The 22,884-nt window shown below is 64.7% G+C and carries 25 protein-coding genes; 18 read left to right on the top strand and 7 right to left on the bottom strand.

The features are described 5' to 3' along the window. Positions 1-71 precede the first annotated feature (71 nt). Positions 72-938 (bottom strand): YicC/YloC family endoribonuclease, encoded by an 867-nt coding sequence (locus tag BT173_RS11590; protein WP_072428817.1) that lies wholly within the window; start codon positions 936-938, stop codon positions 72-74. 144 nt (positions 939-1,082) lie between these two features. Here BT173_RS11590 and BT173_RS11595 point away from each other — a divergent pair, with 144 nt between their 5' ends. The 11 genes from BT173_RS11595 (at position 1,083) to BT173_RS11645 (ending at position 8,909) form a co-directional block, all read left to right on the top strand. Then, a complete protein-coding gene (locus BT173_RS11595; protein ID WP_072428818.1) occupies positions 1,083-2,066 on the top strand; it encodes a serine/threonine protein kinase in 984 nt (327 codons plus the stop codon). After that, complete coding sequence (locus BT173_RS11600) at positions 2,063-2,980, top strand: PP2C family protein-serine/threonine phosphatase (RefSeq protein ID WP_072428819.1); 918 nt, start codon at positions 2,063-2,065, stop codon at positions 2,978-2,980. The genes BT173_RS11595 and BT173_RS11600 overlap by 4 nt, the downstream gene beginning before the upstream one ends. A 98-nt stretch (positions 2,981-3,078) precedes the next feature. After that, entirely contained in the window at positions 3,079-3,795 is a 717-nt protein-coding gene (gene rph, locus BT173_RS11605; RefSeq protein ID WP_072428820.1) for a ribonuclease PH, read from the top strand. A gap of 61 nt (positions 3,796-3,856) precedes the next feature. After that, complete coding sequence (gene dusA / locus BT173_RS11610; RefSeq protein ID WP_072428821.1) at positions 3,857-4,858, top strand: tRNA dihydrouridine(20/20a) synthase DusA; 1,002 nt, start codon at positions 3,857-3,859, stop codon at positions 4,856-4,858. Continuing rightward, entirely contained in the window at positions 4,851-5,495 is a 645-nt protein-coding gene (locus tag BT173_RS11615) for a retropepsin-like aspartic protease family protein (RefSeq protein ID WP_175545594.1), read from the top strand. Before dusA ends, BT173_RS11615 begins: the two co-directional genes overlap by 8 nt. A gap of 2 nt (positions 5,496-5,497) precedes the next feature. Further along, entirely contained in the window at positions 5,498-6,016 is a 519-nt protein-coding gene (locus BT173_RS11620) for a hypothetical protein (RefSeq protein WP_072428822.1), read from the top strand. Continuing rightward, the gene (rdgB, locus tag BT173_RS11625) at positions 5,988-6,581 is read left to right on the top strand and encodes an RdgB/HAM1 family non-canonical purine NTP pyrophosphatase (RefSeq protein WP_072428823.1); all 594 of its coding nucleotides are present in this window, start codon (positions 5,988-5,990) and stop codon (positions 6,579-6,581) included. The genes BT173_RS11620 and rdgB overlap by 29 nt, the downstream gene beginning before the upstream one ends. Continuing rightward, positions 6,578-6,790 carry a hypothetical protein gene (locus tag BT173_RS11630; RefSeq protein ID WP_072428824.1) on the top strand — a complete coding sequence of 71 codons (213 nt, stop codon included), beginning with the start codon at positions 6,578-6,580 and terminating at the stop codon, positions 6,788-6,790. Before rdgB ends, BT173_RS11630 begins: the two co-directional genes overlap by 4 nt. Beyond that, positions 6,780-7,271, top strand: a complete 492-nt coding sequence (locus BT173_RS11635; RefSeq protein ID WP_072428825.1) for a hypothetical protein — start codon at positions 6,780-6,782, stop codon at positions 7,269-7,271. The genes BT173_RS11630 and BT173_RS11635 overlap by 11 nt, the downstream gene beginning before the upstream one ends. After that, entirely contained in the window at positions 7,268-8,488 is a 1,221-nt protein-coding gene (gene hemW / locus BT173_RS11640; RefSeq protein ID WP_072428826.1) for a radical SAM family heme chaperone HemW, read from the top strand. Before BT173_RS11635 ends, hemW begins: the two co-directional genes overlap by 4 nt. 40 nt (positions 8,489-8,528) lie before the next feature. Next, a complete protein-coding gene (locus BT173_RS11645) occupies positions 8,529-8,909 on the top strand; it encodes a Rid family detoxifying hydrolase (protein WP_072428827.1) in 381 nt (126 codons plus the stop codon). Between the two features lie 61 nt (positions 8,910-8,970). On the opposite strand, the gene BT173_RS11650 is transcribed toward BT173_RS11645, so the two are convergent. The 6 genes from BT173_RS11650 to BT173_RS11675 form a co-directional block, all read right to left on the bottom strand. Further along, positions 8,971-9,654, bottom strand: a complete 684-nt coding sequence (locus BT173_RS11650; RefSeq protein ID WP_072428828.1) for an N-acetylmuramoyl-L-alanine amidase — start codon at positions 9,652-9,654, stop codon at positions 8,971-8,973. A 390-nt stretch (positions 9,655-10,044) separates the two neighbouring features. Next, positions 10,045-10,509, bottom strand: coding sequence for a DUF2269 family protein (locus BT173_RS11655; RefSeq protein WP_072428829.1), 465 nt, complete (start codon positions 10,507-10,509; stop codon positions 10,045-10,047). 10 nt (positions 10,510-10,519) lie between these two features. Further along, positions 10,520-11,794 (bottom strand): SDR family oxidoreductase, encoded by a 1,275-nt coding sequence (locus BT173_RS11660; RefSeq protein ID WP_072428830.1) that lies wholly within the window; start codon positions 11,792-11,794, stop codon positions 10,520-10,522. Continuing rightward, positions 11,791-12,138 (bottom strand): hypothetical protein, encoded by a 348-nt coding sequence (locus BT173_RS11665; protein ID WP_072428831.1) that lies wholly within the window; start codon positions 12,136-12,138, stop codon positions 11,791-11,793. Before BT173_RS11665 ends, BT173_RS11660 begins: the two co-directional genes overlap by 4 nt. Before the next feature lie 52 nt (positions 12,139-12,190). Beyond that, on the bottom strand, positions 12,191-12,586 hold the full coding sequence (locus BT173_RS11670) for a thiol-disulfide oxidoreductase DCC family protein (protein WP_072428832.1): 396 nt from the start codon (positions 12,584-12,586) through the stop codon (positions 12,191-12,193). Next, positions 12,583-13,125: a GbsR/MarR family transcriptional regulator gene (locus BT173_RS11675; protein WP_072428833.1), complete on the bottom strand. Its 543-nt coding sequence runs from the start codon at positions 13,123-13,125 to the stop codon at positions 12,583-12,585. Before BT173_RS11675 ends, BT173_RS11670 begins: the two co-directional genes overlap by 4 nt. A 134-nt stretch (positions 13,126-13,259) precedes the next feature. Here BT173_RS11675 and BT173_RS11680 point away from each other — a divergent pair, with 134 nt between their 5' ends. From BT173_RS11680 to BT173_RS11710, 7 genes are all read left to right on the top strand, one after another. After that, positions 13,260-14,009: an SDR family NAD(P)-dependent oxidoreductase gene (locus tag BT173_RS11680; protein WP_072428872.1), complete on the top strand. Its 750-nt coding sequence runs from the start codon at positions 13,260-13,262 to the stop codon at positions 14,007-14,009. 9 nt (positions 14,010-14,018) lie between these two features. Further along, complete coding sequence (locus BT173_RS11685) at positions 14,019-15,581, top strand: cryptochrome/deoxyribodipyrimidine photo-lyase family protein (RefSeq protein WP_084658479.1); 1,563 nt, start codon at positions 14,019-14,021, stop codon at positions 15,579-15,581. Further along, entirely contained in the window at positions 15,582-15,731 is a 150-nt protein-coding gene (locus tag BT173_RS11690) for a DUF2256 domain-containing protein (RefSeq protein ID WP_072428834.1), read from the top strand. Then, positions 15,728-17,059: a DASH family cryptochrome gene (locus tag BT173_RS11695; protein ID WP_084658482.1), complete on the top strand. Its 1,332-nt coding sequence runs from the start codon at positions 15,728-15,730 to the stop codon at positions 17,057-17,059. Before BT173_RS11690 ends, BT173_RS11695 begins: the two co-directional genes overlap by 4 nt. A 67-nt stretch (positions 17,060-17,126) precedes the next feature. Next, positions 17,127-18,938, top strand: coding sequence for a PAS domain S-box protein (locus tag BT173_RS11700; protein ID WP_072428835.1), 1,812 nt, complete (start codon positions 17,127-17,129; stop codon positions 18,936-18,938). Next, a complete protein-coding gene (locus BT173_RS11705) occupies positions 18,910-21,354 on the top strand; it encodes a two-component system response regulator (RefSeq protein ID WP_072428836.1) in 2,445 nt (814 codons plus the stop codon). Before BT173_RS11700 ends, BT173_RS11705 begins: the two co-directional genes overlap by 29 nt. Continuing rightward, on the top strand, positions 21,351-22,877 hold the full coding sequence (locus BT173_RS11710; RefSeq protein WP_072428837.1) for a cryptochrome/photolyase family protein: 1,527 nt from the start codon (positions 21,351-21,353) through the stop codon (positions 22,875-22,877). The genes BT173_RS11705 and BT173_RS11710 overlap by 4 nt, the downstream gene beginning before the upstream one ends. Positions 22,878-22,884: the final 7 nt, after the last annotated feature.

Here is a 22,884-nt window from a genome sequence, read left to right on the forward strand (position 1 = left end):
CAATCGCCGCCCGGCTCCCATGCAGGCACGCGCACAAAACTGGCCGGCGCGCCGTGCAATGGCCCGGCAGTTTATTCAATATTTTGTACCTGTTCGCGCATCTGTTCGATCAGCACCTTGAGCTCCATCGAGGCCTGGCTGGTATCGACCGCCACCGACTTGGAACCCAGGGTATTCGCCTCGCGATGCAGTTCCTGCATCAGGAAATCCAGCCGCTTACCGACCGCGCCGCCGGTTTTCAGGATGCGGCGCAGCTCGGCGATATGGGTGACCAGGCGGGTCAATTCTTCAGCCACATCGATCTTCTGTGCGAACAGCGCCACTTCCTGGCGCACGCGGTCATCATCGGCACTACCGAGCGCCTCGACCAGCCTTTGCTTGAGCTTGTCGTCATAGGCGGCCACGATGGCCGGCAGGCGCGGTTGCACCTCTTCCACGATGGCGGCCATCTTGTCGGCGCGCTCGATCAGCGAGGCCGCCAGCTTGTCACCTTCCCGGCCACGGGTGGCGGAGAAATCGGCCAGCGCCAGTTCCAGCAGCTCCAAAGCGGTCTGCTGCATCGCTTCCGGGGTGACCGAATCGGTGGCCAGCACACCCGGCCAGCGCAGCAGCTCGCCCATGCGCAGCTCACCCGCATTCGGTGCCACGCTACGGGCCTGTTCGGACAGCGCGATCAGCTGGCTCAGCAGCTCAGTATTCAGTTGCAGGCGCGGCTGGGTTTCCGCACGGGCGGAAAAGCCGATGCGGCAATCGAGCTTGCCACGCGAGACGCGGCCGGCCAGCTTTTCGCGGATCTGGTTTTCGATCAGGCGCAGCTCTTCGGGCAGACGCAGGCTCAGGTCGAGGAAACGGTGATTGACCGCGCGCAATTCCACGCTCAAAAGGCCGCCGGCCAGTTCACGGGTGGCAACGGCATAGCCTGTCATACTGAGGATCATGCGGAACTCCCAATGCTGTGATGACGCGCCCGCTTTGACTTTGTGGCGGGGCAAAACCACAATCAGCGGCACGCGAACCCGGATGTCATGAAAACACCGGTTCGAAGAGGCCCGGATTCTACCACAGCGACCAAGCCAGCCCTGATGCCTCCACCCAGTAATCTGCCGCTTGCACGCGGTTATCAACTGCTCAACTACACCATCGTCAAGCAATTGTCGGCGGGTGGGTTTTCCATTGTCTATCTGGCGCACGACGAGCACGACCAGCCAGTCGCCATCAAGGAATACCTGCCCAATGCGCTGGCCTTGCGCAGCGAGGGCGAGCGGGTGCTGGCAACCTCGGCCGATAATCTGGCCCTGTTCCGCCATGGCATGAAGTGCTTCTTCGAGGAGGGCAAGACCCTGGCGCAGATCCGCCACCCGAATGTGGTGCGCGTGATCAATTTCTTCCGTGCCAACGAGACCGTCTACATGGTCATGGAATACGAGCGCGGTCGTACGCTGCAAAAGGAAATCCAGCTGACCGAGGGCGGGGTGAAGGAGAACATGATTCTGTATGTGTTCGCCCACCTGCTAAATGGCCTGCGCGAAGTGCATCTGAAAAAGATGCTGCATCTCGATATCAAGCCGGCCAATCTGTATATCCGCCGCGATGGCAGCCCGGTGCTGCTCGACTTCGGCTCGGCGCGCGAGGCGCTCAACCAATCGGCGATGAGCAAGTTCACCCCGATGTACACCCCGGGCTTCGCTTCACCCGAACAGTATGCCGAGCGCGACAAGCTCGGCCCCTGGAGTGATTTGTATAGCGTGGGCGCCAGCATCTTCGCCTGCATGAGCGGCATGGCCCCACAAGCGGCCGACCAGCGCGCCAAGGACGACCGTTACCAATCGGTCAAGAAGGCCTGGGCCGGCAAATACTCGCCGCGCCTTCTGGAACTCGTGGACTGGTGCCTGGAACTCGACCCGCTCAAACGCCCGCAAAGCGTGCGCGAGGTGCAGAAGATTCTGGTTGATATCGCCGCTGAACCGCTGATCAAGCAGGGCGGACTGCTGAACAGCCTGAAGAACACCGTCAGTCGCCTGGGCCGGATGGATATCCTGGCCGGCGGCAAGGGAGAACAAAAATGAAATTCACCATCTTCCAGGAAACACGGAAGGGTGCCCGCCAGTACAACCAGGATCGCATGTGCTACTCCTACAGCCGCGACTCCTTGTTGATGGTGGTCGCGGACGGCATGGGCGGTCATCTGCATGGCGAAGTGGCCGCGCAGATCACCGTCGAGCTGATGGCCGAACTGTTCCAGAAGAAGGCCAAGCCCACCATCCAGAACCCGCACCAGTTCATGATCGACGGCTGCATGAAATGCCATGACGCGATCTTCAACTACGCGGCCAACCACAGCCTGCTGGAGACGCCGCGCACCACGGTGGTGGCGGCCATCATCCAGGACGGCATGCTGTACTGGACCCATGTCGGCGATTCGCGCCTTTACCTGATCCGCGACGGCGAGACGATTGCGCGCACCCGCGATCATTCCAAGGTGCAGCAGATGGTGGAAATGGGCCGCCTGACGCCGGAAGAAGCCGAACGCCATCCGGAGAAGAACAAGATCTACAACTGCCTGGGCTCGATGTTCCCGCCCGAGGTGGAGATCGGCGGCAAGACACCGCTGCTGGATGGCGACACCGTGCTGCTGTGCACCGACGGCCTGTGGGGCGGTGTGAACCAGGCCGAGCTTGAGCAGATGCTGTCCGGCTACCCGGTGCTGTATGCGCTGCCGCAGCTGCTCGACCGCGCCGAGATGCGTGGTGGCGTGCATGGCGACAATCTGACCGGCGTGGGCGTGAACTGGCATGACGAGGATGAGCTGAGCGGCAATGGCAGCCTGTCCACCAAGCAGCTGTCGGACGGCGAAGTCACCACCCGTCTGAACACCCTGAACGCCGACAAGGCGCTTAAGGAAAGCAAGGAAATCACCGAGGCCGATATCGAAGCGGCCATCAATGAAATCCAGAACGCGATCAACAAGTACTCGAAGTGAGGTCGGCCGGGGCTGAGCCGCTCCCTTGGCAAAGCCCCGATCCGGCCATCTTGACGCATGCGGTATAATTTCCGCCTTGAATTCAACAAGGTACCGCCATGCGCCCGTCCGGCCGTTCTCCCCAGCAGCTTCGCACCGTTCGTCTCACCCGCCAGTTCACCCGTCACGCCGAAGGTTCGGTGCTGGTCGAGATGGGCGACACCAAGGTGATCTGTACCGCCAGCGTGGAAGAAAGCGTGCCGCCCTTTCTGAAGGGCAAGGGCGAGGGCTGGGTGACCGCCGAGTACGGCATGCTGCCGCGCTCGACCAATAGCCGCATGAAGCGCGAAGCGGCCAGCGGCAAGCAAAGCGGTCGCACCCAGGAAATCCAGCGCCTAATCGGCCGCAGCCTGCGCGCCGTGGTCGATCTCAAAGCCCTGGGCGAGCGCCAGATCACCATCGATTGCGATGTGATCCAGGCCGATGGCGGCACGCGTTGCGCAAGCATCACCGGCGCCTTCGTCGCGCTGCAGGATGCAATCAACGGCCTATTGGCCAGCGGCAAACTGGCCAGCAACCCGATCCGTGCCCAGGTGGCCGCTGTGTCGGTGGGCGTATTCCAGGGCCAGCCGGTGCTCGATCTCGACTATCTGGAAGACAGCGACTGCGACACCGACATGAATGTGGTGATGACCTCGCAAGGCGGCTTTGTCGAGCTGCAAGGCACGGCCGAGGGCGCTCCGTTCAGCCGCAGCGAGATGAACAGCCTGATCGAGCTGGCCGAAGCCGGCATCACCGAGCTGATGGCCGCGCAGAAGGCCGCGCTGGCGCAATAATCCGTTTATCCAAGGCGGCAGGGACGCCCAGCCCGACCGCCTTGGCGCTTGAAAGCATGCCGTGAACAAGCCCACCCCACGCCGTATCTGTCTGGCCCCGATGCTGGATTGGACTGACCGGCATTACCGTTACTTCCTGCGCCAGATTTCGCGCCATACCTTCCTGTACACCGAGATGGTGACCACCGGCGCGATCATCCATGGCGAGCGCGCGCGCTTTCTCGACTTCAGCGACTGCGAGCACCCGGTGGCCCTGCAGCTGGGTGGCTCGGAGCCATCCGACCTTGCCCAGTGCGCGAAGCTGGCCGAGCAATGGGGCTATGACGAGGTCAACATCAATGTCGGCTGCCCGAGCGAGCGCGTGCAGTCGGGTGCGTTTGGCGCCTGCTTGATGGAAGAGCCGCAGCTGGTGGCCGACTGCGTGAAGGCGATGCGTGACGCAGTCAGCATCGATGTGACGGTCAAGCACCGCATCGGCATCAATGAGGTCGAGCACTACGAATACCTGCGCGACTTCGTCGGCACAGTGGCCGAAGCCGGTTGCACCACCTTTATCGCCCACGCACGCAACGCCATCCTCAAGGGCCTGTCGCCCAAGGAAAACCGCGAGATTCCGCCGCTCAAATACCACTATGTGCACCGGCTCAAGCAGGACTTCCCGCAGCTGGAGATCATCCTCAACGGCGGCCTGGCCGACTGGGACAGCGTGGATGCGCAGCTACAGCATGTGGACGGTGTGATGATAGGGCGCATGGCCTATCACGATCCTTACCAGTTCGCCGCCGTGGATGCGCGCTACTACGGCGACACGCGCGCCGTGCCCAGCCGCGCCGAGGTGGCGCGCGCGCTGATGCCCTATATCGCCGAACGCATGGCCAGCGGACGCACCCTGCCCAAGCACATCGTCCGCCATGTGCTGGGCCTCTATCAGGGCCGGCCCGGGGCGCGCAACTGGCGCCGCCTGCTCAGCGATAGCAAGCTGCTGCAGGGCGCGGGGCCGGAAATCATCGAGACCGCGCTCGCTGAAGTCGAGCATGGCCTCATGGCGAGCCAAGGTGCGTAAGCTCATCCGCGGCGCGCTCGCGCTCAGCCTGCTCTGTGCCCAGGCGGCCGAACCCGTGCTGCTGGCCACCATGGGCAATAAGGCCTCGGTGTCCTTTGGCGACAAGCCGGTCACGCTCAGCGTGGGCCAGAGCCGCGAGGGCGTGAAACTGGTGAGCGTGGCGCCCGATTCGGCCGTGTTCGAGGCCGACGGCAAGCGCCGTCAGGTACGCCTGGGTCAAGGCTTCTTCGCCCCCGGTGGCGGCGAAGGCCAGGCCAGTGGGAGCGCCAATAGCGCTACCCTGTTCAGTGTCGGCCACGGCCACTTCATGGCCAATATCAGCAGCGGCCAGGGCACGGTGCGCGGCATCATCGATACCGGCGCCAGCTTTCTGTCACTGTCCACGCCCCAGGCGGCCCAGCTTGGCCTGCGCATCGACCGTAGCAATCCCATCCTGCTCAGCACCGCGCAGGGGCGCAAGGTGTCTTGGCGCGGCAAGGCGAACAGCCTGAAGATCGAAGGCATCACGCTATATGAAGTCGACGTGGTGGTCAGCGAGGGCAATTTCCCCGAAGTGCCGTTGATCGGCATGAGCGTGCTGAACCGCCTGCAGATGCAGCGCGATGGCGACACCATGACCCTGAAAAAGAAATTCTGACCATGCCCAGCAACACACCCGACCAGCAACTCAAACAGTGGGTCATCTACCCACCGGCCCTGGCCGCCCTGATCGCCCTGGTGATCGTGATTGGCATACTGCGCTGGCTGGCCGCGCCGACCAGCGCCCTGGGCCTTGCGCTCGCCGTGACCCTGGCGCTGACCTGGTGGCTGCTGCCGCGCCTGGCGTTCAAGCTGTGGCGCGCGGGCGATAGCCTGTACTGGCGTTGGGGCCAGCTGAATACCGGCCCGGCCGGCAGCCTGAAGCTGGCCGATATCCGCGCCGTACGCGTGGCCAGCCTGCCCGATAAACCGACGCGCCCGGTGCGCCGCCTCGGCCAGGCCGAGCTGCACGGTGGCAACTTCACTCCCGAACTGAACCGCGGTGTGCAGATCGAACTCGCCGATGGCCGCGAGCTCTGGTTTGGCCTGCCGCAACCCGAAATCTTTGCCAACGCGCTACGCGCCGTGGCGCCCAGCTTGAAGGAAAGCCATGCAGCAACTGGTACTGGCCAGCAATAACGCTGGCAAGCTCAAGGAGTTCAGCCGCCTGTTCGCCCCGCTGGCGATCGAGGTGATCCCGCAGGGCCAGCTCGGGGTGAGCGAGGCGGAAGAGCCGCACGCCACCTTCGTGGAAAACGCGCTGGCCAAGGCGCGCCATGCGGCGGCGGCCACCGGCCTGCCCGCACTGGCTGACGACTCGGGCATCTGTGTGCCGGCCCTGGGCGGCGCACCGGGTGTGTACTCGGCGCGTTATGCGGGCGAGCCAAAATCGGACGCGGCGAATAACGCCAAGCTGGTGGCCGACCTGGCCCAGCACCAGGATAAGCGCGCCTTCTATTACGCAGTATTGGTACTGGTGCGCTCGGCCGATGACCCGCGCCCGCTGATCGCCGAAGGTCGGCTCGATGGCGAGGTGATTGCCGAAGCGCGTGGCGCCGGTGGCTTTGGCTACGACCCGCACTTCCTGATCGCAGGCCTGGGCAAGACCGCGGCTGAACTCACACCAGAAGAAAAGAACCCGATCAGCCATCGCGGCAAGGCGCTGGCCGCCCTCTTGGCCAAGCTGCAGGAGGACGCCCTATGAGCAGCGCCTGGCCCAAATGGCTGAAGGACGATGGCAGCGTGGTCAGCTGCTTTGAAAAAGTGAAGGTGATGGAAGAGAACCTGAACGAGATTCGCCAGATGGCGCAGGACGCGTTCGAGGATGGCCTGTTGATGGAAGTGAACGAGGCGCAGATGCGCGAAGCGCTGCACCGCATGGTGGATGAACTGGTCAACCCCTATGGCCGCTGACAGCCCCGCCACGCCGAAGCGCGAAGGCCGCCGCTTCGCCATCCTGATCGCGCTCGGCCTCGTGTTCGCCGCGCTGCAGACCTGGTTCATGCCCAGCGGCCGCACGCCCTCGCTGGCACGCAATACCGCCGAACAGGCGTTCGCCCTGGCACGCGACACCCCACAGCAGCTGCGCTTTGCCGACCTGAACGACGGCAAATGGCAGACCGCGCGCCTGTACGCCCCCGGCGCCGACCTGATGGCCGCCTGTAATACGCTCAGCGCAGGCCAGGAAGACTGCCGCACCGCACTGGCCAAGCCGCCCAAGGAAGTCATTCTGCTGGGCTTTACCGAGGGCAAGCTGACGCGAATTGAGCAGCTGCCGATCAATCTGCTGCGCCTGCAAGATTGCCCGGTCGAGCTGCTCGCCAGCCAGCGCCTCTCGCTACAACGCCTACCGGGCGGTGGCCCGGCGCAGGCTCAATGCCAGGCACCCGTATGAGCATCCCCATCCACCCCGCCCCCAACTACCGCCCCGTTGCCCAACAACCGGTCAGCCGCGCCAACTGGCAGCTGAGCGCGCTGCCGCCGCTGTCGCTGTATATCCACTTCCCCTGGTGCGTGCGCAAATGCCCGTATTGCGACTTCAATTCGCATGAGGCGCGCGGTGGCATTGACGAGATGGGCTATGTGGCGGCGCTGCTGCAGGACCTCGAACACAGCCTGCCGCTGATCTGGGGCCGGCCTATCCACACCATCTTCATGGGCGGCGGCACACCGAGCCTGTTCTCGCCCGAGGCAATGGACACGCTCCTGGCCGGCATCCGTGCGCGCACCAAATTGCTGCCCGATGCCGAGATCACGCTGGAGGCGAATCCGGGCACAGTGGAAGCGGCCAAGTTCAAGGGCTATCGCGCCGCCGGCATCAACCGCCTGTCCATCGGTATCCAGAGCTTTAACGCCGAACATCTGCAAGCCATCGGCCGCATCCACGATGCCGAGGAGGCCAAGCGCGCCGCGGCGCTGGCGGCCGAGACCTTTGACACTTTCAACCTCGACCTGATGTTCGCGCTACCCGGCCAGAGCATCGCGCAGGCGTTGCAGGATGTGGAGACCGCGCTGAGCTTCGCGCCCACCCATCTGAGCTGCTACCACCTGACCCTGGAACCGAATACCTATTTCTACCGCTACCCGCCCGAGCTACCGGACGACGATGCGGCGGCCGAGATGCATGATGCGATCGAAGCGCGCCTGATGGCGGCGGGTTTCGAGCATTACGAAACCAGTGCGTTTGCGCGGCCGGGTCACCGCGCGCGCCATAACGTCAATTACTGGCAGTTTGGCGATTACCTGGGCATCGGCGCCGGCGCGCACGGCAAGCTCAGCTTCCACGACCGCATCCTCCGCCAGGCGCGCTTCAAGCAGCCGACTGCTTACCTGAAGGCGGTGAGCGAGGGCAATGCAGTGCAGAGCGAGGAAGTGGTCGGCCACGATCAGCTGCCGTTCGAGTTCATGCTGAATGCGCTGCGCCTCGCCGAGGGCTTTGCCGTGCCGCTGTTTGCCGAGCGCAGCGGCCTGCCGATCACGGTGATCGAGCGCCAGCTGCAGGCGGCTGAAGCGCAAGGCCTGATCGAGCGCGACTTCCGCACCATTAAACCGAGCGAGCGCGGCCGCCGCTACCAGAACACCCTCTTGCAGCTCTTCCTGCACGACGCGTAAACCAGTGGCACGACACCACCATTCACCCAAGGAGACATCCATGAGCAAGCAGATCATCCATAGCGATCACGCCCCGAAGGCCATTGGCGCCTATTCGCAGGCCGTCAAGGTGGGCAATACCGTCTACCTGAGTGGCCAGCTGGGCCTGGACCCCGCCACCATGGAGCTGGCCGAAGGCTTCGAAGCCCAGGCCCACCTGATGTTCAAGAATCTGCGCGCCGTGGCCCAGGCTGCCGGCGGCGACCTGAAGGACATCGTCAAACTCGGCGTGTTCGTGGTGGACTTGGCCAACTTCGCCAAGCTCAATGAAATCATGGGTCAGTATTTCGAAGCGCCCTACCCGGCCCGCGCCGCCGTGCAGGCCGCCGCGCTGCCCAAGGGCGGCCTGGTGGAAGCCGATGCGGTGATGGTACTGGCCTGATCCACGCCCGTACTGCCATGCAAAAGGGACGCCGCGGCGTCCCTTTTTGCTGTGCATGGGTTTACAGATACAGCGTCTTGGTGACCGGGTCCCAGCGCAGCTCCGTATCCGGGTCGACATCGATCGCCTGCAGCAACGCATCGCCACGGCGTATCTTGACCTGGTCGAGTGCGGCGGCCGGCTCGCCTTCCAGCAGGGCCTGGGCGGCCTTCAGGACCAGCTCGGCGTAATCGGCCTCCATGCCGCCGCCAAATACCTCGGCGCCGCGGTCCTTCGGGCTGCTGGTCTTGTACTTGTGCCCGACGCTAAAGGCGATGGTGCCGCCATCGGGAAAGAAGCGCCGGATGCTGTCGGCCAGCACCTCGGCCAGGCGCTGCTGGCCTTGCGCGCTGCGTATCCAGCCCGCATGCAGCGGATTGCTGCAGAACAGCGGCTCGAGCAGCAGCGCGGGCATGCGCGTATATTTGAGATTGCCGTCGCCACGCCCGCCAAAGCCCCCCACCACCACGCCATCGGGCTGGTAGAGCTTGACCCCGAAGGCATTGCCTATCGCCTGTGCATACCAGCGCCCCCAGTTCTTGCTGGTCTGGCTGGCATTGCTGCCCACCACCACCGACACATAGCCCGCCGTGCTCGGCCCGCTATTGAAATGGTGCTCGACATAGGCGACCGCCTTCAGCGCATTGGCCGCTTCCTGGCGCGCCGTATAGTCACCCTTCACAAATTTCACCGTATACTTGGCCATCGCCATCCTCCTCAAGCTACTGATCTGAAAGCCGAACTGGGCACTAGGCATGCTGAGCTAACGCTAGCAGGCAGGTAGCCAAGCACGGCCGCAAGAAGGAAGTTGGCGACGGGCGGCGCGAGCTAGGGCCTATTCACCCTCATTTCGTGGTCGCGCTGGGCCGAGTTTTGCGGCAGGGCTAGGCGCGACGAACGTGGCTTATCGGGATAAGTCAGTGAGTCGAAACGACGCCATGCCGCAAAAATCGACCCAGCCCTGCGGGTTTGCCAACTTTGGGGCCTGCTGCTGCGTTGCAAGCCGCTTGCGTAGATCACTACGCCACTCGTCTTGCGCCTTGCATCAGGCCCCAAAGTTGGCAAACGCGATCCACGAAATGAGGATGAACAGGCCCTAGACCGGCTTATGCACCATCAGCCAGTACACGATGAGCAGGCCGCCAAAGGCCGGGAAGCCGAGCGCGGTCCAGAGTCGCTCGTAGCGCCAGTAACGCGCGGGCAGCGCGCTGCCGCTTTGCGCGGCCTGGGCGGCCATATCGCGCATCTTCAGCTGCAGCCACACCACCGGCAGCCAACAGGCACCGGCCAGCGCGTATAGGGCAAGCGACCAGACAATCCAGCGCGATTGGAGCGGAAAGCCGGCCAGATAAATCATCCAGAAGCCGCTGAGCGGCTGGATGATGACGGCCGGGGTGGTAAACCACCAATCGGCGCGCGCCACCCAGCGCGTCACCACCGCGATGGCCTGCACATTGCCGCTGCGGTTGGCGAAGAACATATAGAAAGCGGTACCGAAGCCGGTGCCGAACATCAGGGTGGCCGACAGGATGTGCAGCCATTTCAGGGTCAGGTAGTCCATGGCGGGCTTTCTAGGGGGATGGAGGTCTGGGTGAGGCCGCAGGTTTGCTGGTGCCAAGCAGCAGGGCCAGCCAGAGCAGAATGGGCAGGTTTTTGCTGATCGGCCCGAACGGGTGCAGCCACCATTGCGGCAGACACAGGCTGATGAACAGCGTGTAGCCCAGCACCAGCGCCATCTGCGCCTGCCAGAGCCGGCGCGAAGGGTGCAGTACGGTGAGCAGGCCCAGCACGGTATCGAGTCCGGCACCCGCCCAGAGCAGCGCGCTATGCCAGCTGGGCGGCAGGCCGGCATCCGCCAACAGGCGCAGGCCTTCGGGCGCGTTGTAGAGCGAAACCCAGGCAGTAAACAGCCAGATAAAGGCCAGCCCGGCGCGCGCCAGGGGCAGCCAAAGCCCCAGCAGCGCATCGGCATGCAGCACCGGCCGACAGAAGCTGGCCGGCGCGCGCAAGGAGCGGCCCAAGATGGCCTCGATAGGCGCGACATCGGCGCGATTGTCTTCTCGCAGCATGGCCAGGCTAGCCGGACTGAGCAGACTGCCGGGCAGATATTGCGCGAGGCAGCTGGCGGCCTGCACCAGGCGATCGGGTAGCCGGCACACCGTGGCCGGCGCGCGGCCCATGCCTCGGCGTAGGGCTTGCAGATAATCGGCGAAGGGCAGCGGCTGCGGGCCGACGGCGTCGATGATGTGCGCCCCAAGGCTCGGGGCCTTGACCAGCGCGACGAGCAAGGCAAGCAGATCGTCGAGATGTATCGGCTGCACCACGCCGGCCCGGGTGGGCAGCAGCAAGCAGGGGGCGGCGGCCAGGCGCCGGAATAGCGCGCTGCTGGCGCCCTCATCGGCATACACGAGCGAGGGCCGCACAATGGCCCAATCCAGCCCAATGGCCTGTAAGGCGGCATCACCGGCGGCCTTGCTGCGCCAGTAAGCGGTTGAGGCATCCTGGCGCGCACCGAGGGCGGAGAGCTGAATCACCCGGCGCACACCAGCCAGCTCGCAGGCCGCAAACAAGGCCGCCGGCGCCTGGGCATGCAGCGTGGCAAAGTGCTGCCCAGGCTGCTCGCGCAGGATGCCGGCCGCATTGATGACCAGGTCCACGCCGGCCAGCAAGGGCAGCCAGTCGGCTGGCCGCAGGTACTGGGCCATGTCGACCTGCTGCCAGGTCAGACCCTCGGCAGGCGCCCCGGCACGGCGGCATACAGCGGTCAGCTGATGGCCGTCCGCCAGCAAGCGGGGCAATAGGGCGGCACCGATCAAGCCGCTAGCGCCGGTCAGCAGGATCTTCATACCGCAACCCTGGCGGCGGCCAGTTCGGGCGCCACCAGGCTCTTCCACACGGTGCGCGCCAGCAGCGCCAAGGCCAGGCAATGCCCGAGCAGCATCCAGGCCACCGCCCGCTTGATCTCCAGCGCAGCATCGACGGCCGGGTTCAGCTCGCTGCGCCAGACCACCAGCAGTAGCGGGGCAAGGAATTGCAGCAGGGCCAGGGTGCGTATCCAGAATAAGCCGCCACCATGCGGGCAGGCCTGGGCCAGCAATTCGGCCAGTACGGTGCGCAGATAGTTGACGACGATCAGGCTGAGTAATAGCGACAGCAGCATTTCCAGGGCAAGCAGGCTGAGCGGGTTCATGCTTATCTCCAACGGTAATTTCTGTAAAGACAGAAATGATTGCGCAAAAAAATTAGCGATAGCGCGCGTCGCACACCCCATCGACACAGCGATAGCCAAACCAGCGACTGACGCGGTAGCGGTTGCGGGCAAACCAGCGGTAGGTGCGCTGCCAGAATGGCTTGGTCAGCGCCGGCTTCAGCGGCCAGACCAGCCAACCGAGGCCAATGGTCTGGTAGGCGGCCGCCACGGCATCGATGCCGACCAGCATGCGACCCTCCGCCGTCAGGGCATGCAGCTCGGCATCCATGGCGGCCCAAGTTGTGCCGTAGGCGCTGGCGTCAAAATCCGCCGCCTGCATATCGATATAGGCGAGCCGCCCATGCCGGTCCCACTGGGCCAAGCGGCGCATTTCAGCCGCACACAGCGGGCAGCGGCTATCAAAGAATACGGTCAGCGCGGTGCTCATAGATCGTCCTTTTCGTCGGGGCCAAGGAAGCGGGCGATCTTGCCGCCCATTTTCAGAAAGCGTTGCAGGGTCGCGGGTTCCAGATGCTTGAAGTCGTCGTAAGCACGCATGAGGATTTCCAGAAAGGCCAGTACCTCATCCATGCGTGCACGGGTGGCGGCTTCCAGCGCCGCATCGTTGCCGGCCTCCAGCGCGCACTCGCGCAGCACGGTCAGCGTCGGGTCGAGTTCGCGCTTCTTGCGCTCCTCCATGATTACCCGAAAGATTTCCCATACATCCTGGTGGGCCTGGAAGTGATCGCGCCGGTCGCCCAGCACATGGGTCACGCGGATCAGGCCCCAGCTTTGCAGCTCCTTCAGGCTGGTGCTGACATTGGAGCGCGCCACGGTCAGCGTGTCGGCAATCTCCTCGGCATGCAGCGGCCGGTTGCTCAGGAAGAGCAGTGCGTGAATCTGCGCCACGGTGCGGTTCACCCCCCAGCGGGTGCCCATCTCGCCCCAGTGCAGGATGTATTTCTCGGTGGTCGGGCTCAGCTGCATATCAATTCCGTTATTTCTGTCGTTACAGAAATTTAAGACACTATACCGCCGCCGGTCAAGCACAGCTTGCGCCTATCCGCACAATCGGTTTTGTGACCTATAATCGTCCTGTACAAACGCAAACGGAGTGCATGATGGCAGCGACGCTGATTACCGGTGCCAGCGGGGCCATGGGCCGCGCGCTGGCGCACAAACTGGCCGAAGCCGGCGTGCAGCTGGCGCTGTGCGCGCGCGATGAGCGCAAGCTGCGCAGCCTGGCCGAGCAGCTGGAGGTCGACACCGTGATCGTGCCCGCCGATCTGACCCAACCCGATGCGGCCGCCGCCGTCATCGCGCAGTCAGAAGCGGCCTTGGGGCCGATACAGGGCCTCGCCCATTGCGTGGGCAGCACCTTGATCAAGCCCCTGCACCTGACCGCCGAGGCCGATCTGCGCGCCGTGTTCGAGCTCAATTACTTCAGTGCCTTTCATACCCTGAAGGCCTTTGTGCAGGCGGCGCTCAAGCACAAACAGCCGGCCAGCGCCGTGCTGGTGGGCAGCCTGGTTGCCCAGGCCGGTTTTCCCAACCATGAAGGGATTGCCAGCGCCAAGGCGGCCGTGGCGGCCCTGGCGCTCAGCACCGCCGCCAGCTATGCGGACAAGGGCATACGGGTGAACTGCGTGCACCCGGGCCTGACCGTATCGGTCCTGTCGGCAAGATTGACTGGTTCGCCCGAGGCAATTGAGCGCAATGCGCGCATGAACCCGATGGGCAAGGTGGGTGAAGGCGTGGACAGCGCGGCCCTGATCGCCTTCCTGCTCGGCAATGAGGCACGCTGGATTACCGGCCAGCAGATCGGGGTGGATGGCGGCCATGCCGTGCTGCACCCGCTGCCCAAGGCCTGAGCGACGGCCATGACGACGCTGCAACTGGTCTGGTTCAAGCGCGATCTGCGCGTGCGCGACCACTGGCCGCTGCAACAGGCCTGCGCGGCTGGACCGGTGCTGGCGCTGTACTGCTTCGAACCCAGCCAGTGGCAGCAGCCCGATGCCTCGGCGCGGCACCTGGGCTTCGTGCAGGACAGCCTGCGCGAGCTCGAACACGATCTGGCCAAGCTTGGCCTGCGCCTGTGGCTCTACCACGGTGAGGTGTGCGCCGCCTTGCAGCAGCTGCGCGCGCAGCGCGACATCGCCGGGCTGTGGAGCCATGAGGAAACCGGCAATCTGGCCAGCTATGCGCGCGACAAGGCCGTCGCCGCCTGGTGTCGGCAACACGGCGTGCACTGGCGTGAAATTCCCCAGTACGGCGTGATCCGCCGGCTGGATAGCCGCAATGCCTGGGCGGGGCGCTGGGAGCAGTTCATGGCCGCCGAAGCGGCGCCATTACCGCGCGCGGCCCAAGCGGCGCAGATCGCACTCGCGCCCAATCGCTGGCCCGATGCGCGTGAGCTTGGCCTGCCTGATACCGATATCGCCGCACGCCAGCGCGGTGGCCGGCGCGTGGCGGTAGGTGTGCTTAGCGATTTCCTTGCCGAGCGTGCGGCGCAATACCGTGGCGGGATTTCCAGTCCGCTCAAGGCCGGCAGCGCCTGCTCGCGCCTGTCGCCCTATCTGGCCTGGGGCAATCTCTCGCTGCGTGAAGTGGTGCAGGCCAAGCGCCGCCATGTGCTAGCCTTGCAGCAAGGCCCCGAGGCGCAGCGCCCGCGCAATCTGCTGCCCTCGCTGGCCAGCTTCGAGCAACGCCTGCACTGGCACTGCCATTTCATCCAGAAGCTGGAGAGCGAGCCTGAGATTGAGCTGCACAATATGCACCGCGGCTACGATGGCCTGCGCGAGCAGGATTTCCGCAGCGACTGGTTCGAAGCCTGGGCGCTCGGCCAGACCGGCTACCCGCTGATCGATGCCTGCATGGCGCAACTGCAGGCCACCGGCTGGGTGAATTTCCGCATGCGCGCGATGCTGATCAGCTTTGCCAGCTACAACCTGTGGCTGCACTGGCGTGCTCCAGCCCACCATCTGGCGCGCCTGTTCACCGACTACGAGCCCGGCATTCACTACCCGCAGGTGCAGATGCAGTCGGGCGTCACCGGCATCAATGCGCTGCGCATCTATAACCCGATCAAGCAGGCGCAGGAACACGATCCACACGGCCACTTCGTACGCCAGTGGCTGCCGGCGTTGCGCCGGGTGCCCGATCCCTATCTATTCGAACCCTGGCAGATGCCCAGCACCCTGCAAGCCCGCCACGGCGTGCGCATTGGCCACGACTACCCGGCGCCGCTGGTCGACTTCAGCACCTCCCTGCGCACGGCCAAGGCACGCTTCAGCACATGGCGCGAACAGCCGGGGCTGCGTGAACTCGCACGCGCGGTGTTCGACAAGCACGGTAGCCGGCGCGCCAAGGCCGAGCGCGAATGGGGTCGGCGCAAGCGCCCAACGCCCGACCAGCGCCAGCTCGGTTTGTTTGAGGAAGCCTGAATGCACAAGAAACTCACCCTGCCCAGCAAGCCTTGCCTGGTGTGCGCACGCCCGTTTGCCTGGCGTAAGAAGTGGGCCAAGGACTGGGACGAGGTCAAATACTGCTCGGAGCGCTGCCGTCGTCAGCGCAGCAAGGCCGGTACGGCATGAGCTGCGTGCTGTGGTGGGTGCGCGATGATCTGCGCCTGCACGACAACCAATGCCTGAGCGGCCTGCAGCACGGGGACCGGCTGCTGCCGGTGGCGATCTGGCCTACGGCTACGCCACCGGTCGAAATCGACTGCGTGCCACTCGGCTTCCCGCGCAGTCATACGCGCCGCTTGGCTTTCCGCCAGCAAGGTCTGCTCGCGCTACGCGAACAGTTGCGCGCACGAGGTAGCGATCTCTTGCTGCTGGAAGGCGAGGCGCGCGTGCAACTGGCCGAGCTGGCCGCCCTGGTCGGCGCCGAGCTGCTGCGCTGCAGCCATGCCACCGGCAGCGAGGAAGTGGCCGAGCAGGCCGCACTGCAAAGAATGCTGGCGCCGCTGGGCCTGCGCAGCCAGATCATCTGGCAGCACACACTGGTGCCGCCCGACGCCCTGCCCTTTGCGCCCGATGCGCTGCCGCGCGTATTCACCACCTTTCGCACCCAGCTGGAGAAGGTCTGGCATGGCAGCCCCGCCCTGCCCACGCCGGCACAGCTGCCCGAACTACCGACGCTGCCAAGCGAGTACTGGGCGCAGAGCGAAGCCCTGGCAGCCAATCCGATACCGCCCGCCGCAGCCGACCCGCGCAGCGCCTTCCCGTTTGCGGCAGGCGAGCGCGCCGCACTGGCGCGACTCGACCAGTATGTATTCCAGCGCCGCGCGCTCGGCCATTACAAGGAGACGCGCAATGGCCTGCTCGGCCACGACTATTCGAGCAAGTTCTCGCCCTGGTTGGCCCAGGGCAGCCTGAGCGCGCGGCAGATTCATGCGGCGGTACGCGACTACGAACGCCAATTCGGCAGCAATGCCTCGACCTACTGGCTGGTGTTCGAGCTGTTGTGGCGCGATTTCTTCGAGTTCACCGCCGCACGCCATGGACCGGCGCTGTACTGGCGTGGCGGTATACAGCGCAAGACGCGCGCCTGGCGACACGCACTGAGCGATTTCCAGCGCTGGTGCCAAGGCGAAACCGGCGACGACTTCGTGGATGCCGGCCTGCGCGAGTTGGCTACCAGCGGCTACCTAAGCAATCGCGCGCGCCAGAACGTAGCCAGCTTCCTTGTGCACGAGCTAGGCATAGACTGGCGCTGGGGCGCAGCCTGGTTCGAGCACCATCTGCTCGACTACGCACCGGCCAGTAACTACGGCAACTGGCAGTACATCGCCGGCGTAGGTAACGATCCGCGTCCGCTGCGCCGTTTCGACACCCAGGCTCAGGCGCAGCGCTATGACGCTTCCGGCAGTTATCGCGCCCAGTGGTTGGACGCGGCATGGCAGTCCTCCCTCGGCTGAGCTATACCGGCATATAAAAAGCCCGGCCACCTCATCCCTGAGTCGCATGCGCCTGGCGAGGAGGAAAATGCAGTATCTCGCCTCGGTCAACAGCGCCGCCCAGTTGGCTGCCATCCTGGATGCCACCCCCACGGCAGTGATTGTCGTCGATGCCGATGGCACGATCGTGCTAATCAACACCGAGGGGGAACGCCTGTTCGGCTACCCGTCAGCCGAGCTATTGGGCAGCGGGGTAGAGCATTTGTTGCCAGCACGCTTTCGTGCCGCCCACCCCGGCCTGCGCGGCCAATTCATGCATGCCCCGACCGCTCGCCCGATGGGTGCAGGCCGCGACCTGTTCGGCCTGCGCAAGGATGGCTCCGAGTTCCCGATGGAGATCGGCCTGAGCCCACTGCAGACCGAGCACGGCATGCTGGTGGTCAGCGCCATCGTGGACATCAGCGAGCGACGCCGGCACGAAGCACGCTTTCGTGCCGCGGTCGAATCGGCGCCGGTGGCCATGGTGATGATCGATCAGTGCGGGCAGATCTCGCTCGCCAATACCGAAATGCAACGCCTGTTCGGGGTCAGCGATGGTGAGCTGCTGCACCAGTCGATCGAAATCCTGATTCCGGAACGCTTCCGTGCCGCCCATCCGGGCATGCGCAATCAATTCTTCCATCAACCGAGCTCACGGCGCATGGGTGAGGGGCGCGAGCTGTTCGCTCGCCGCCGTGATGGCAGCGAGTTCCCGGTCGAAATCGGCCTCAATCCCATCCAGACCAGCGAGGGCACCTTCGTGCTGGCCGCCATCATCGATCTGAGCGAGCGGCGCCAGGCCGAGCAGGCGCTGCACCAATCAGAGGAGCGCTACCGCTCCGTGGTTGAGTCATCCAGCGATGCCATCATCACCCAGACCCTGGAAGGCCGGATCACCGGCTGGAACCAGGGTGCGAGCCAGCTATTCGGCTACACGGCCGAGCAGATCGTCGGTCAGACCCTGCAGGCGCTAATACCCGCCGCCGCCCAGGACAGTGAACAACAGTCGCTACAGGCGATTATTCAGGGCCGGGCGGTGAATGGGCACGAGACGCTGCTCCAACACCAGGATGGCCGGGTGCTGGATGTGTCCTCTTCGCTGGCCCCGCTGCACGACAGCCGGGGCAAGGTGATCGGCATCTGCCGCATCGTGCGCGATATCTCCGCCCAGCGCCGCGCGCGCAATGCCATGCAGCATGCGCTGGAAGAAAAGACCGCGCTGCTGCACGAGGTGCACCACCGGGTGAAGAACAATCTGCAGATCGTTTCCAGCCTGCTTAATCTGCAGACCCGGCGCAGCTCGCCCGAGGTACAGCGCGCGTTGATCGAGAGCCAGAGCCGCATCAAGGCCATGGCCCTGGTGCACCAGCTGCTGTACGAATCAAGCAGCATGGCCGAGATCAATCTGGCCGAGTATCTGGAACAGCTACTGGCGCTGATTGCCACCACCTATGGGGCCAGCAGCCAGGGCATTGCGCTGAGCTTTCATGCCGAGGACCGGGCGATCAAGCTGAATATCCAGCGCGCCATTCCCTGCGGTCTGGTGATCAATGAGCTGATCGTGAACGCGATCAAGCATGCGTTTCCCGCCAAGCACAAAGGGCAGATCCGCGTACTGCTCAGCCGCAGCGCGGCCGGATTGGCCTGCATCACAGTCAGCGATGACGGCGTGGGCCTGGCGGCCGATTTCAGCTGGCAGGGGCCGGGCGGCCTGGGCAAGCAGCTGATCCCGATGTTCGTGGCCCAGCTGCGCGGCGAGTTACAGCACGGCAGTGCTGGGCCGGGCGCGCGCTTTCTGATCGAATTCAACCCCGACACGCCGGAGGACGACCATGCAGGCGGAACGGATACTCATCGTTGAGGATGAACCGGTGGTGGCGCTCGACCTGCGCCAGACCTTGGAGGAGATGGGCCATCAGGTGGAGGGTATCCACAGCTCGGTGCCCTCGGTGCTGGCCGCCATCGAACGCGAGCAGCCGAGCATGGTGCTGATGGACATCCATCTGGGCGGCGCGCGCGACGGCGTGGATGCGGCGCAGGAGATCTATCAGCGCTGGGGGCTACCCGTCATCTACCTGACCGCTTTCGCAGACGACAGGACCATAGAACGCGCCGCCGCCACCAAGCCCTTCGGCTATCTGCTCAAGCCCTTCCAGAACAAGGAGCTGGCTGCGGTCATCCAGGTTGCCCATACGCGGCACCAGACTGAATGCGCGCTGGCCGCCTCTGAAGCGCGCCTGGCCATTGCGGTGGAAGCGGCCGAACTCGGCATCTGGGAATGGGAGTCGCAGCTGGACAAGCTGCAGGGGGATGAGCGCTTCAACCGCATGCTGGGCGGTGCGCTCTGCCATTTCCACACTCATCTGCACGCCTTCCTGGCGCGCGTCCACCCGGACGACCGCGCCACCGTCGAGCAGGGACTGAACCAGCCCGGCTTCTTCAGCTGCGCGTTTCGTGCGCTGCGCGACAACGGCGAGCAGGCCACGCTGGAAATGCATGGCCAGCTGCGCCCGCTGCCCGGCGGGCACCGCGAGGTGATCGGCGCCATCCGCGATATCACCGAACGGGTACAGATGGAGGAGCAGCTGCGCCAGGCTAGCGTGGTGTTCAGCACCACGGCCGAGGGCATCATGATCCTCGATGAGCAGTATCGGATCCGCTCGGTCAATCCGGCGCTGAGCCGGCTGACCGAGTACCGCGAGAGCGAGCTGCTTGGCCAGCTGCCCGATAGCCTGCTGTTGGGCAGCGAGGCCAGGCCGCCCAGCTATGCGGCCATCGCCGCATCCAGCGAGGGCTACTGGTCGGGCGAAGTCTGCGCACGGCGCCGCCACGGCGAGCTGTTCCCTAGCCTCCAGCATATCTGTGCGGTACGCGATGCCAGCGGCAAGGTGCTCCAGTATGTGCATACGCTGGCCGATATCAGCGCCATGCGCGAGGCCGAGCGCCAGCTCGCCCATCTGGCCTATCACGATGCGCTGACCGGCCTGGGCAACCGCTATCTGCTCAACGACACGCTGGAAAGCGAGATTGCCCGCGCCCAACGCAATGAGCGCATCTTCGCGGTGATCTTTCTCGATCTGGATGGCTTCAAATCCATCAACGACACGGTCGGCCACCATGTCGGTGATCGGGTGATCCAGGAGATCGCCCGTCGGCTGACCCTGCAGATACGCCGCCAGGACACTGCGGTGCGCCTAGGGGGCGACGAGTTCGTGGTGGTCTGTCCCGATCTGCACCATGCCGAGGAAAGTCTGGTCATCGCGCAGAAGCTGCTCAAAGCCATGGACGAGCCTGTGCAGATCGACACCCTGCGCTACAACATTTCGGTCAGCATCGGCGTGGCCCTCTACCCGGAGGACGGCAACAATCTGAATGCCCTGCTCAGCGCGGCCGACAGTGCGATGTACGAGGCCAAGCGCCAGGGCAAGGGGCGCTACTGCGGCTATCTGCCCACCATCGCGGCACGTATCCGCGAGCGACTGGAAATCGAGCAGGGCCTGCATGCCGCGCTGGCGGAAAACCAGTTCGAACTCCACTACCAGCCTGTCGTCGACCTCAAGCGCCGCTGCCTGATCGGCTTCGAAGCACTGGTGCGCTGGCGGCACCCCGAGCGCGGCATGATCGCGCCCGATCAGTTCATCGGTATTGCCGAGGAAAGCGGCTTTATCGAGCCACTCGGGCGCTGGATCCTGAATACCGCCATCGCCCAGGCGGCCGCCTGGCAGCAGGCCGGCGCCAAGGGACTGCTGATGGCGGTGAATGTGTCGGCCCGCCAGTTCAACGATGAGCAGCTGGTTGATGGCATCGTCACCATGTTGGCTCGGCACGGACTGGCGGCACGCCAGTTGGAAATCGAAGTGACCGAGTCGACGGTGCAGGAATTCCACCGCAGCAAGCGCATCGTCGACACGCTGCGCGAGCGCGGCATCGCGGTGGCGCTGGACGACTTTGGCACCGGCTACTCCTCGCTGTCCCTGCTCAAGCACCTGCCGATCAACCGGGTCAAGATTGACCGCTCCTTCGTGATCGCCCTGCCCGGCACCGCGCGCGATGCCGGGCTGATCTCGGCCATCATGCAGATGGCCAATAGTCTCGACCTCGAGGTGACCGCGGAAGGCATCGAGACCCCTGAACAAGCCGCATTTCTGAACGCAGTCGGCTGTCCTGCGGTACAAGGCTATCTATTCAGCCGGCCAGCGCCGGCCAGTCATTTCACCACCGAGTGGCTATGCCACTACCGGGAATCGGATAGCTTCCAAGTCAACCCCGCTGCATGAGCACACTGCGACTTATCCTGGGCGACCAGCTCAATGCCGGCCACAGCTGGCTGCGCGAACGCCGCGACGATGTGATCTACCTATTGATGGAAGTGCGTAGCGAGACCGACTACGTGCGCCACCATGCCCAGAAGGTGCTGGCCATCTTCGCCGCCATGCGCGGCTTTGCCGCGGCCCTGCAGGCCGCCGGCCATCACGTGCACTACCTCCGCATCGGCGATCCACACAACCGGCAGAGCCTGGCTGCCAATCTGGCCCAGGTAGCCAACGAGCTCGGCATCCAGCGTATCGAGCGCATCGAGGCCGATGAATATCGGGTCGAGCAGGCGCTGGATCAGGCGATCGCCGCGCTGGACCTGCCCAACCAGACCGTCAGCGCCGAGCATTTCCTGCTGGAGCGCAGCGAAATCGCCGCCCAGTTCGCCAGCAAAGTGCCGCGTATGGCGACCTTCTATCGCGCCATGCGTCTGCGCTTTCGCCTGCTGCTGGATGCCGCGGGCGAGCCTGTGGGTGGGCAATGGAGCTATGACGCCGACAACCGCGAGAAATGGTCTGGCACACCGGCCGCCCCCGCCTGGCCCAACACACGCCACGATCTGCGCGCCTTGTGGGCGGAAATTCAGGCCGCTGGCGTGCAGACGCTGGGCGAGCCCTCGGCCGAGGCCTTCCCCTGGCCGCTGAGCCGGCGCGAGGCAAGACTATGGCTCGCGCACTTCATCGAATATGCGCTGCCGCATTTCGGGCGCTTCCAGGATGCGCTCAGTCGCGAATCACGCACGCTGTTCCATTCCGGGCTCAGCTTTGCGCTGAATGTGAAACTGCTGCATCCGCTTGAAGTGATCCAGGCCGCGCTGGCGGCTTTCGAGGCCGGCAAGGTGCCGCTGGCCGATATCGAGGGCTTTGTGCGCCAGATTCTGGGCTGGCGTGAATTCGTGCGCGGCGTGTACTGGGCACGCATGCCCGGCTATGCCCAACTCAATGCGCTGAATGCTCAGCGCCCGCTGCCAAGCTGGTACTGGAGCGGCGACACGCAGATGGCCTGCCTGCAGCAGGCGATCCGCCAGTCGCTGGATAGCGCCTACGCCCACCATATCCAGCGCCTGATGGTGACCGGCAACTTTGCCCTGCTGGCCGGCTGCGCGCCGGACGAGGTGGATGCCTGGTATCTGGGCATCTATATCGATGCGTTTGAATGGGTGGAGCTGCCCAATACGCGCGGCATGAGCCAGTTTGCCGATGGCGGCCTGCTGGGCAGCAAGCCCTACTGCGGCTCGGCCAGCTATATGCAGCGCCAGGGCGACTACTGCCGCGGCTGCCATTACGACGCCAAGCGCCGCCATGGCGAACGGGCCTGCCCGCTCAATAGCCTGTACTGGCACTTCCATCTGCGCCATGCCGACAGCCTGGGCCGCAACCCGCGCCTGGCCATGCCCTACAAGGCGTGGTCGCGCATGGATGAGACCGAGCGCAGCGCCACGCTCGCCCAGGCCGAGCACTATCTGGCCAGGCTGGATACGCTCTAGTCAGTCG

This window comes from Chitinimonas taiwanensis DSM 18899, assembly GCF_900119825.1.
Taxonomy (GTDB): Bacteria; Pseudomonadota; Gammaproteobacteria; order Burkholderiales; family Chitinimonadaceae; genus Chitinimonas; species Chitinimonas taiwanensis.

What these genes read in the sequence shown, in the direction of transcription:
- BT173_RS11590 (WP_072428817.1), bottom strand. Translation starts at nt 938, where the DNA reads ATGATCCTCAGTATGACAGGCTATGCCGTTGCCACCCGTGAACTGGCC.
- BT173_RS11595 (WP_072428818.1), top strand. Translation starts at nt 1,083, where the DNA reads ATGCCTCCACCCAGTAATCTGCCGCTTGCACGCGGTTATCAACTGCTC.
- BT173_RS11600 (WP_072428819.1), top strand. Translation starts at nt 2,063, where the DNA reads ATGAAATTCACCATCTTCCAGGAAACACGGAAGGGTGCCCGCCAGTAC.
- rph (WP_072428820.1), top strand. Translation starts at nt 3,079, where the DNA reads ATGCGCCCGTCCGGCCGTTCTCCCCAGCAGCTTCGCACCGTTCGTCTC.
- BT173_RS11620 (WP_072428822.1), top strand. Translation starts at nt 5,498, where the DNA reads ATGCCCAGCAACACACCCGACCAGCAACTCAAACAGTGGGTCATCTAC.
- rdgB (WP_072428823.1), top strand. Translation starts at nt 5,988, where the DNA reads ATGCAGCAACTGGTACTGGCCAGCAATAACGCTGGCAAGCTCAAGGAG.
- BT173_RS11630 (WP_072428824.1), top strand. Translation starts at nt 6,578, where the DNA reads ATGAGCAGCGCCTGGCCCAAATGGCTGAAGGACGATGGCAGCGTGGTC.
- BT173_RS11635 (WP_072428825.1), top strand. Translation starts at nt 6,780, where the DNA reads ATGGCCGCTGACAGCCCCGCCACGCCGAAGCGCGAAGGCCGCCGCTTC.
- hemW (WP_072428826.1), top strand. Translation starts at nt 7,268, where the DNA reads ATGAGCATCCCCATCCACCCCGCCCCCAACTACCGCCCCGTTGCCCAA.
- BT173_RS11645 (WP_072428827.1), top strand. Translation starts at nt 8,529, where the DNA reads ATGAGCAAGCAGATCATCCATAGCGATCACGCCCCGAAGGCCATTGGC.
- BT173_RS11650 (WP_072428828.1), bottom strand. Translation starts at nt 9,654, where the DNA reads ATGGCCAAGTATACGGTGAAATTTGTGAAGGGTGACTATACGGCGCGC.
- BT173_RS11655 (WP_072428829.1), bottom strand. Translation starts at nt 10,509, where the DNA reads ATGGACTACCTGACCCTGAAATGGCTGCACATCCTGTCGGCCACCCTG.
- BT173_RS11660 (WP_072428830.1), bottom strand. Translation starts at nt 11,794, where the DNA reads ATGAAGATCCTGCTGACCGGCGCTAGCGGCTTGATCGGTGCCGCCCTA.
- BT173_RS11665 (WP_072428831.1), bottom strand. Translation starts at nt 12,138, where the DNA reads ATGAACCCGCTCAGCCTGCTTGCCCTGGAAATGCTGCTGTCGCTATTA.
- BT173_RS11670 (WP_072428832.1), bottom strand. Translation starts at nt 12,586, where the DNA reads ATGAGCACCGCGCTGACCGTATTCTTTGATAGCCGCTGCCCGCTGTGT.
- BT173_RS11675 (WP_072428833.1), bottom strand. Translation starts at nt 13,125, where the DNA reads ATGCAGCTGAGCCCGACCACCGAGAAATACATCCTGCACTGGGGCGAG.
- BT173_RS11680 (WP_072428872.1), top strand. Translation starts at nt 13,260, where the DNA reads ATGGCAGCGACGCTGATTACCGGTGCCAGCGGGGCCATGGGCCGCGCG.
- BT173_RS11685 (WP_084658479.1), top strand. Translation starts at nt 14,019, where the DNA reads ATGACGACGCTGCAACTGGTCTGGTTCAAGCGCGATCTGCGCGTGCGC.
- BT173_RS11690 (WP_072428834.1), top strand. Translation starts at nt 15,582, where the DNA reads ATGCACAAGAAACTCACCCTGCCCAGCAAGCCTTGCCTGGTGTGCGCA.
- BT173_RS11695 (WP_084658482.1), top strand. Translation starts at nt 15,728, where the DNA reads ATGAGCTGCGTGCTGTGGTGGGTGCGCGATGATCTGCGCCTGCACGAC.
- BT173_RS11700 (WP_072428835.1), top strand. Translation starts at nt 17,127, where the DNA reads ATGCAGTATCTCGCCTCGGTCAACAGCGCCGCCCAGTTGGCTGCCATC.
- BT173_RS11705 (WP_072428836.1), top strand. Translation starts at nt 18,910, where the DNA reads ATGCAGGCGGAACGGATACTCATCGTTGAGGATGAACCGGTGGTGGCG.
- BT173_RS11710 (WP_072428837.1), top strand. Translation starts at nt 21,351, where the DNA reads ATGAGCACACTGCGACTTATCCTGGGCGACCAGCTCAATGCCGGCCAC.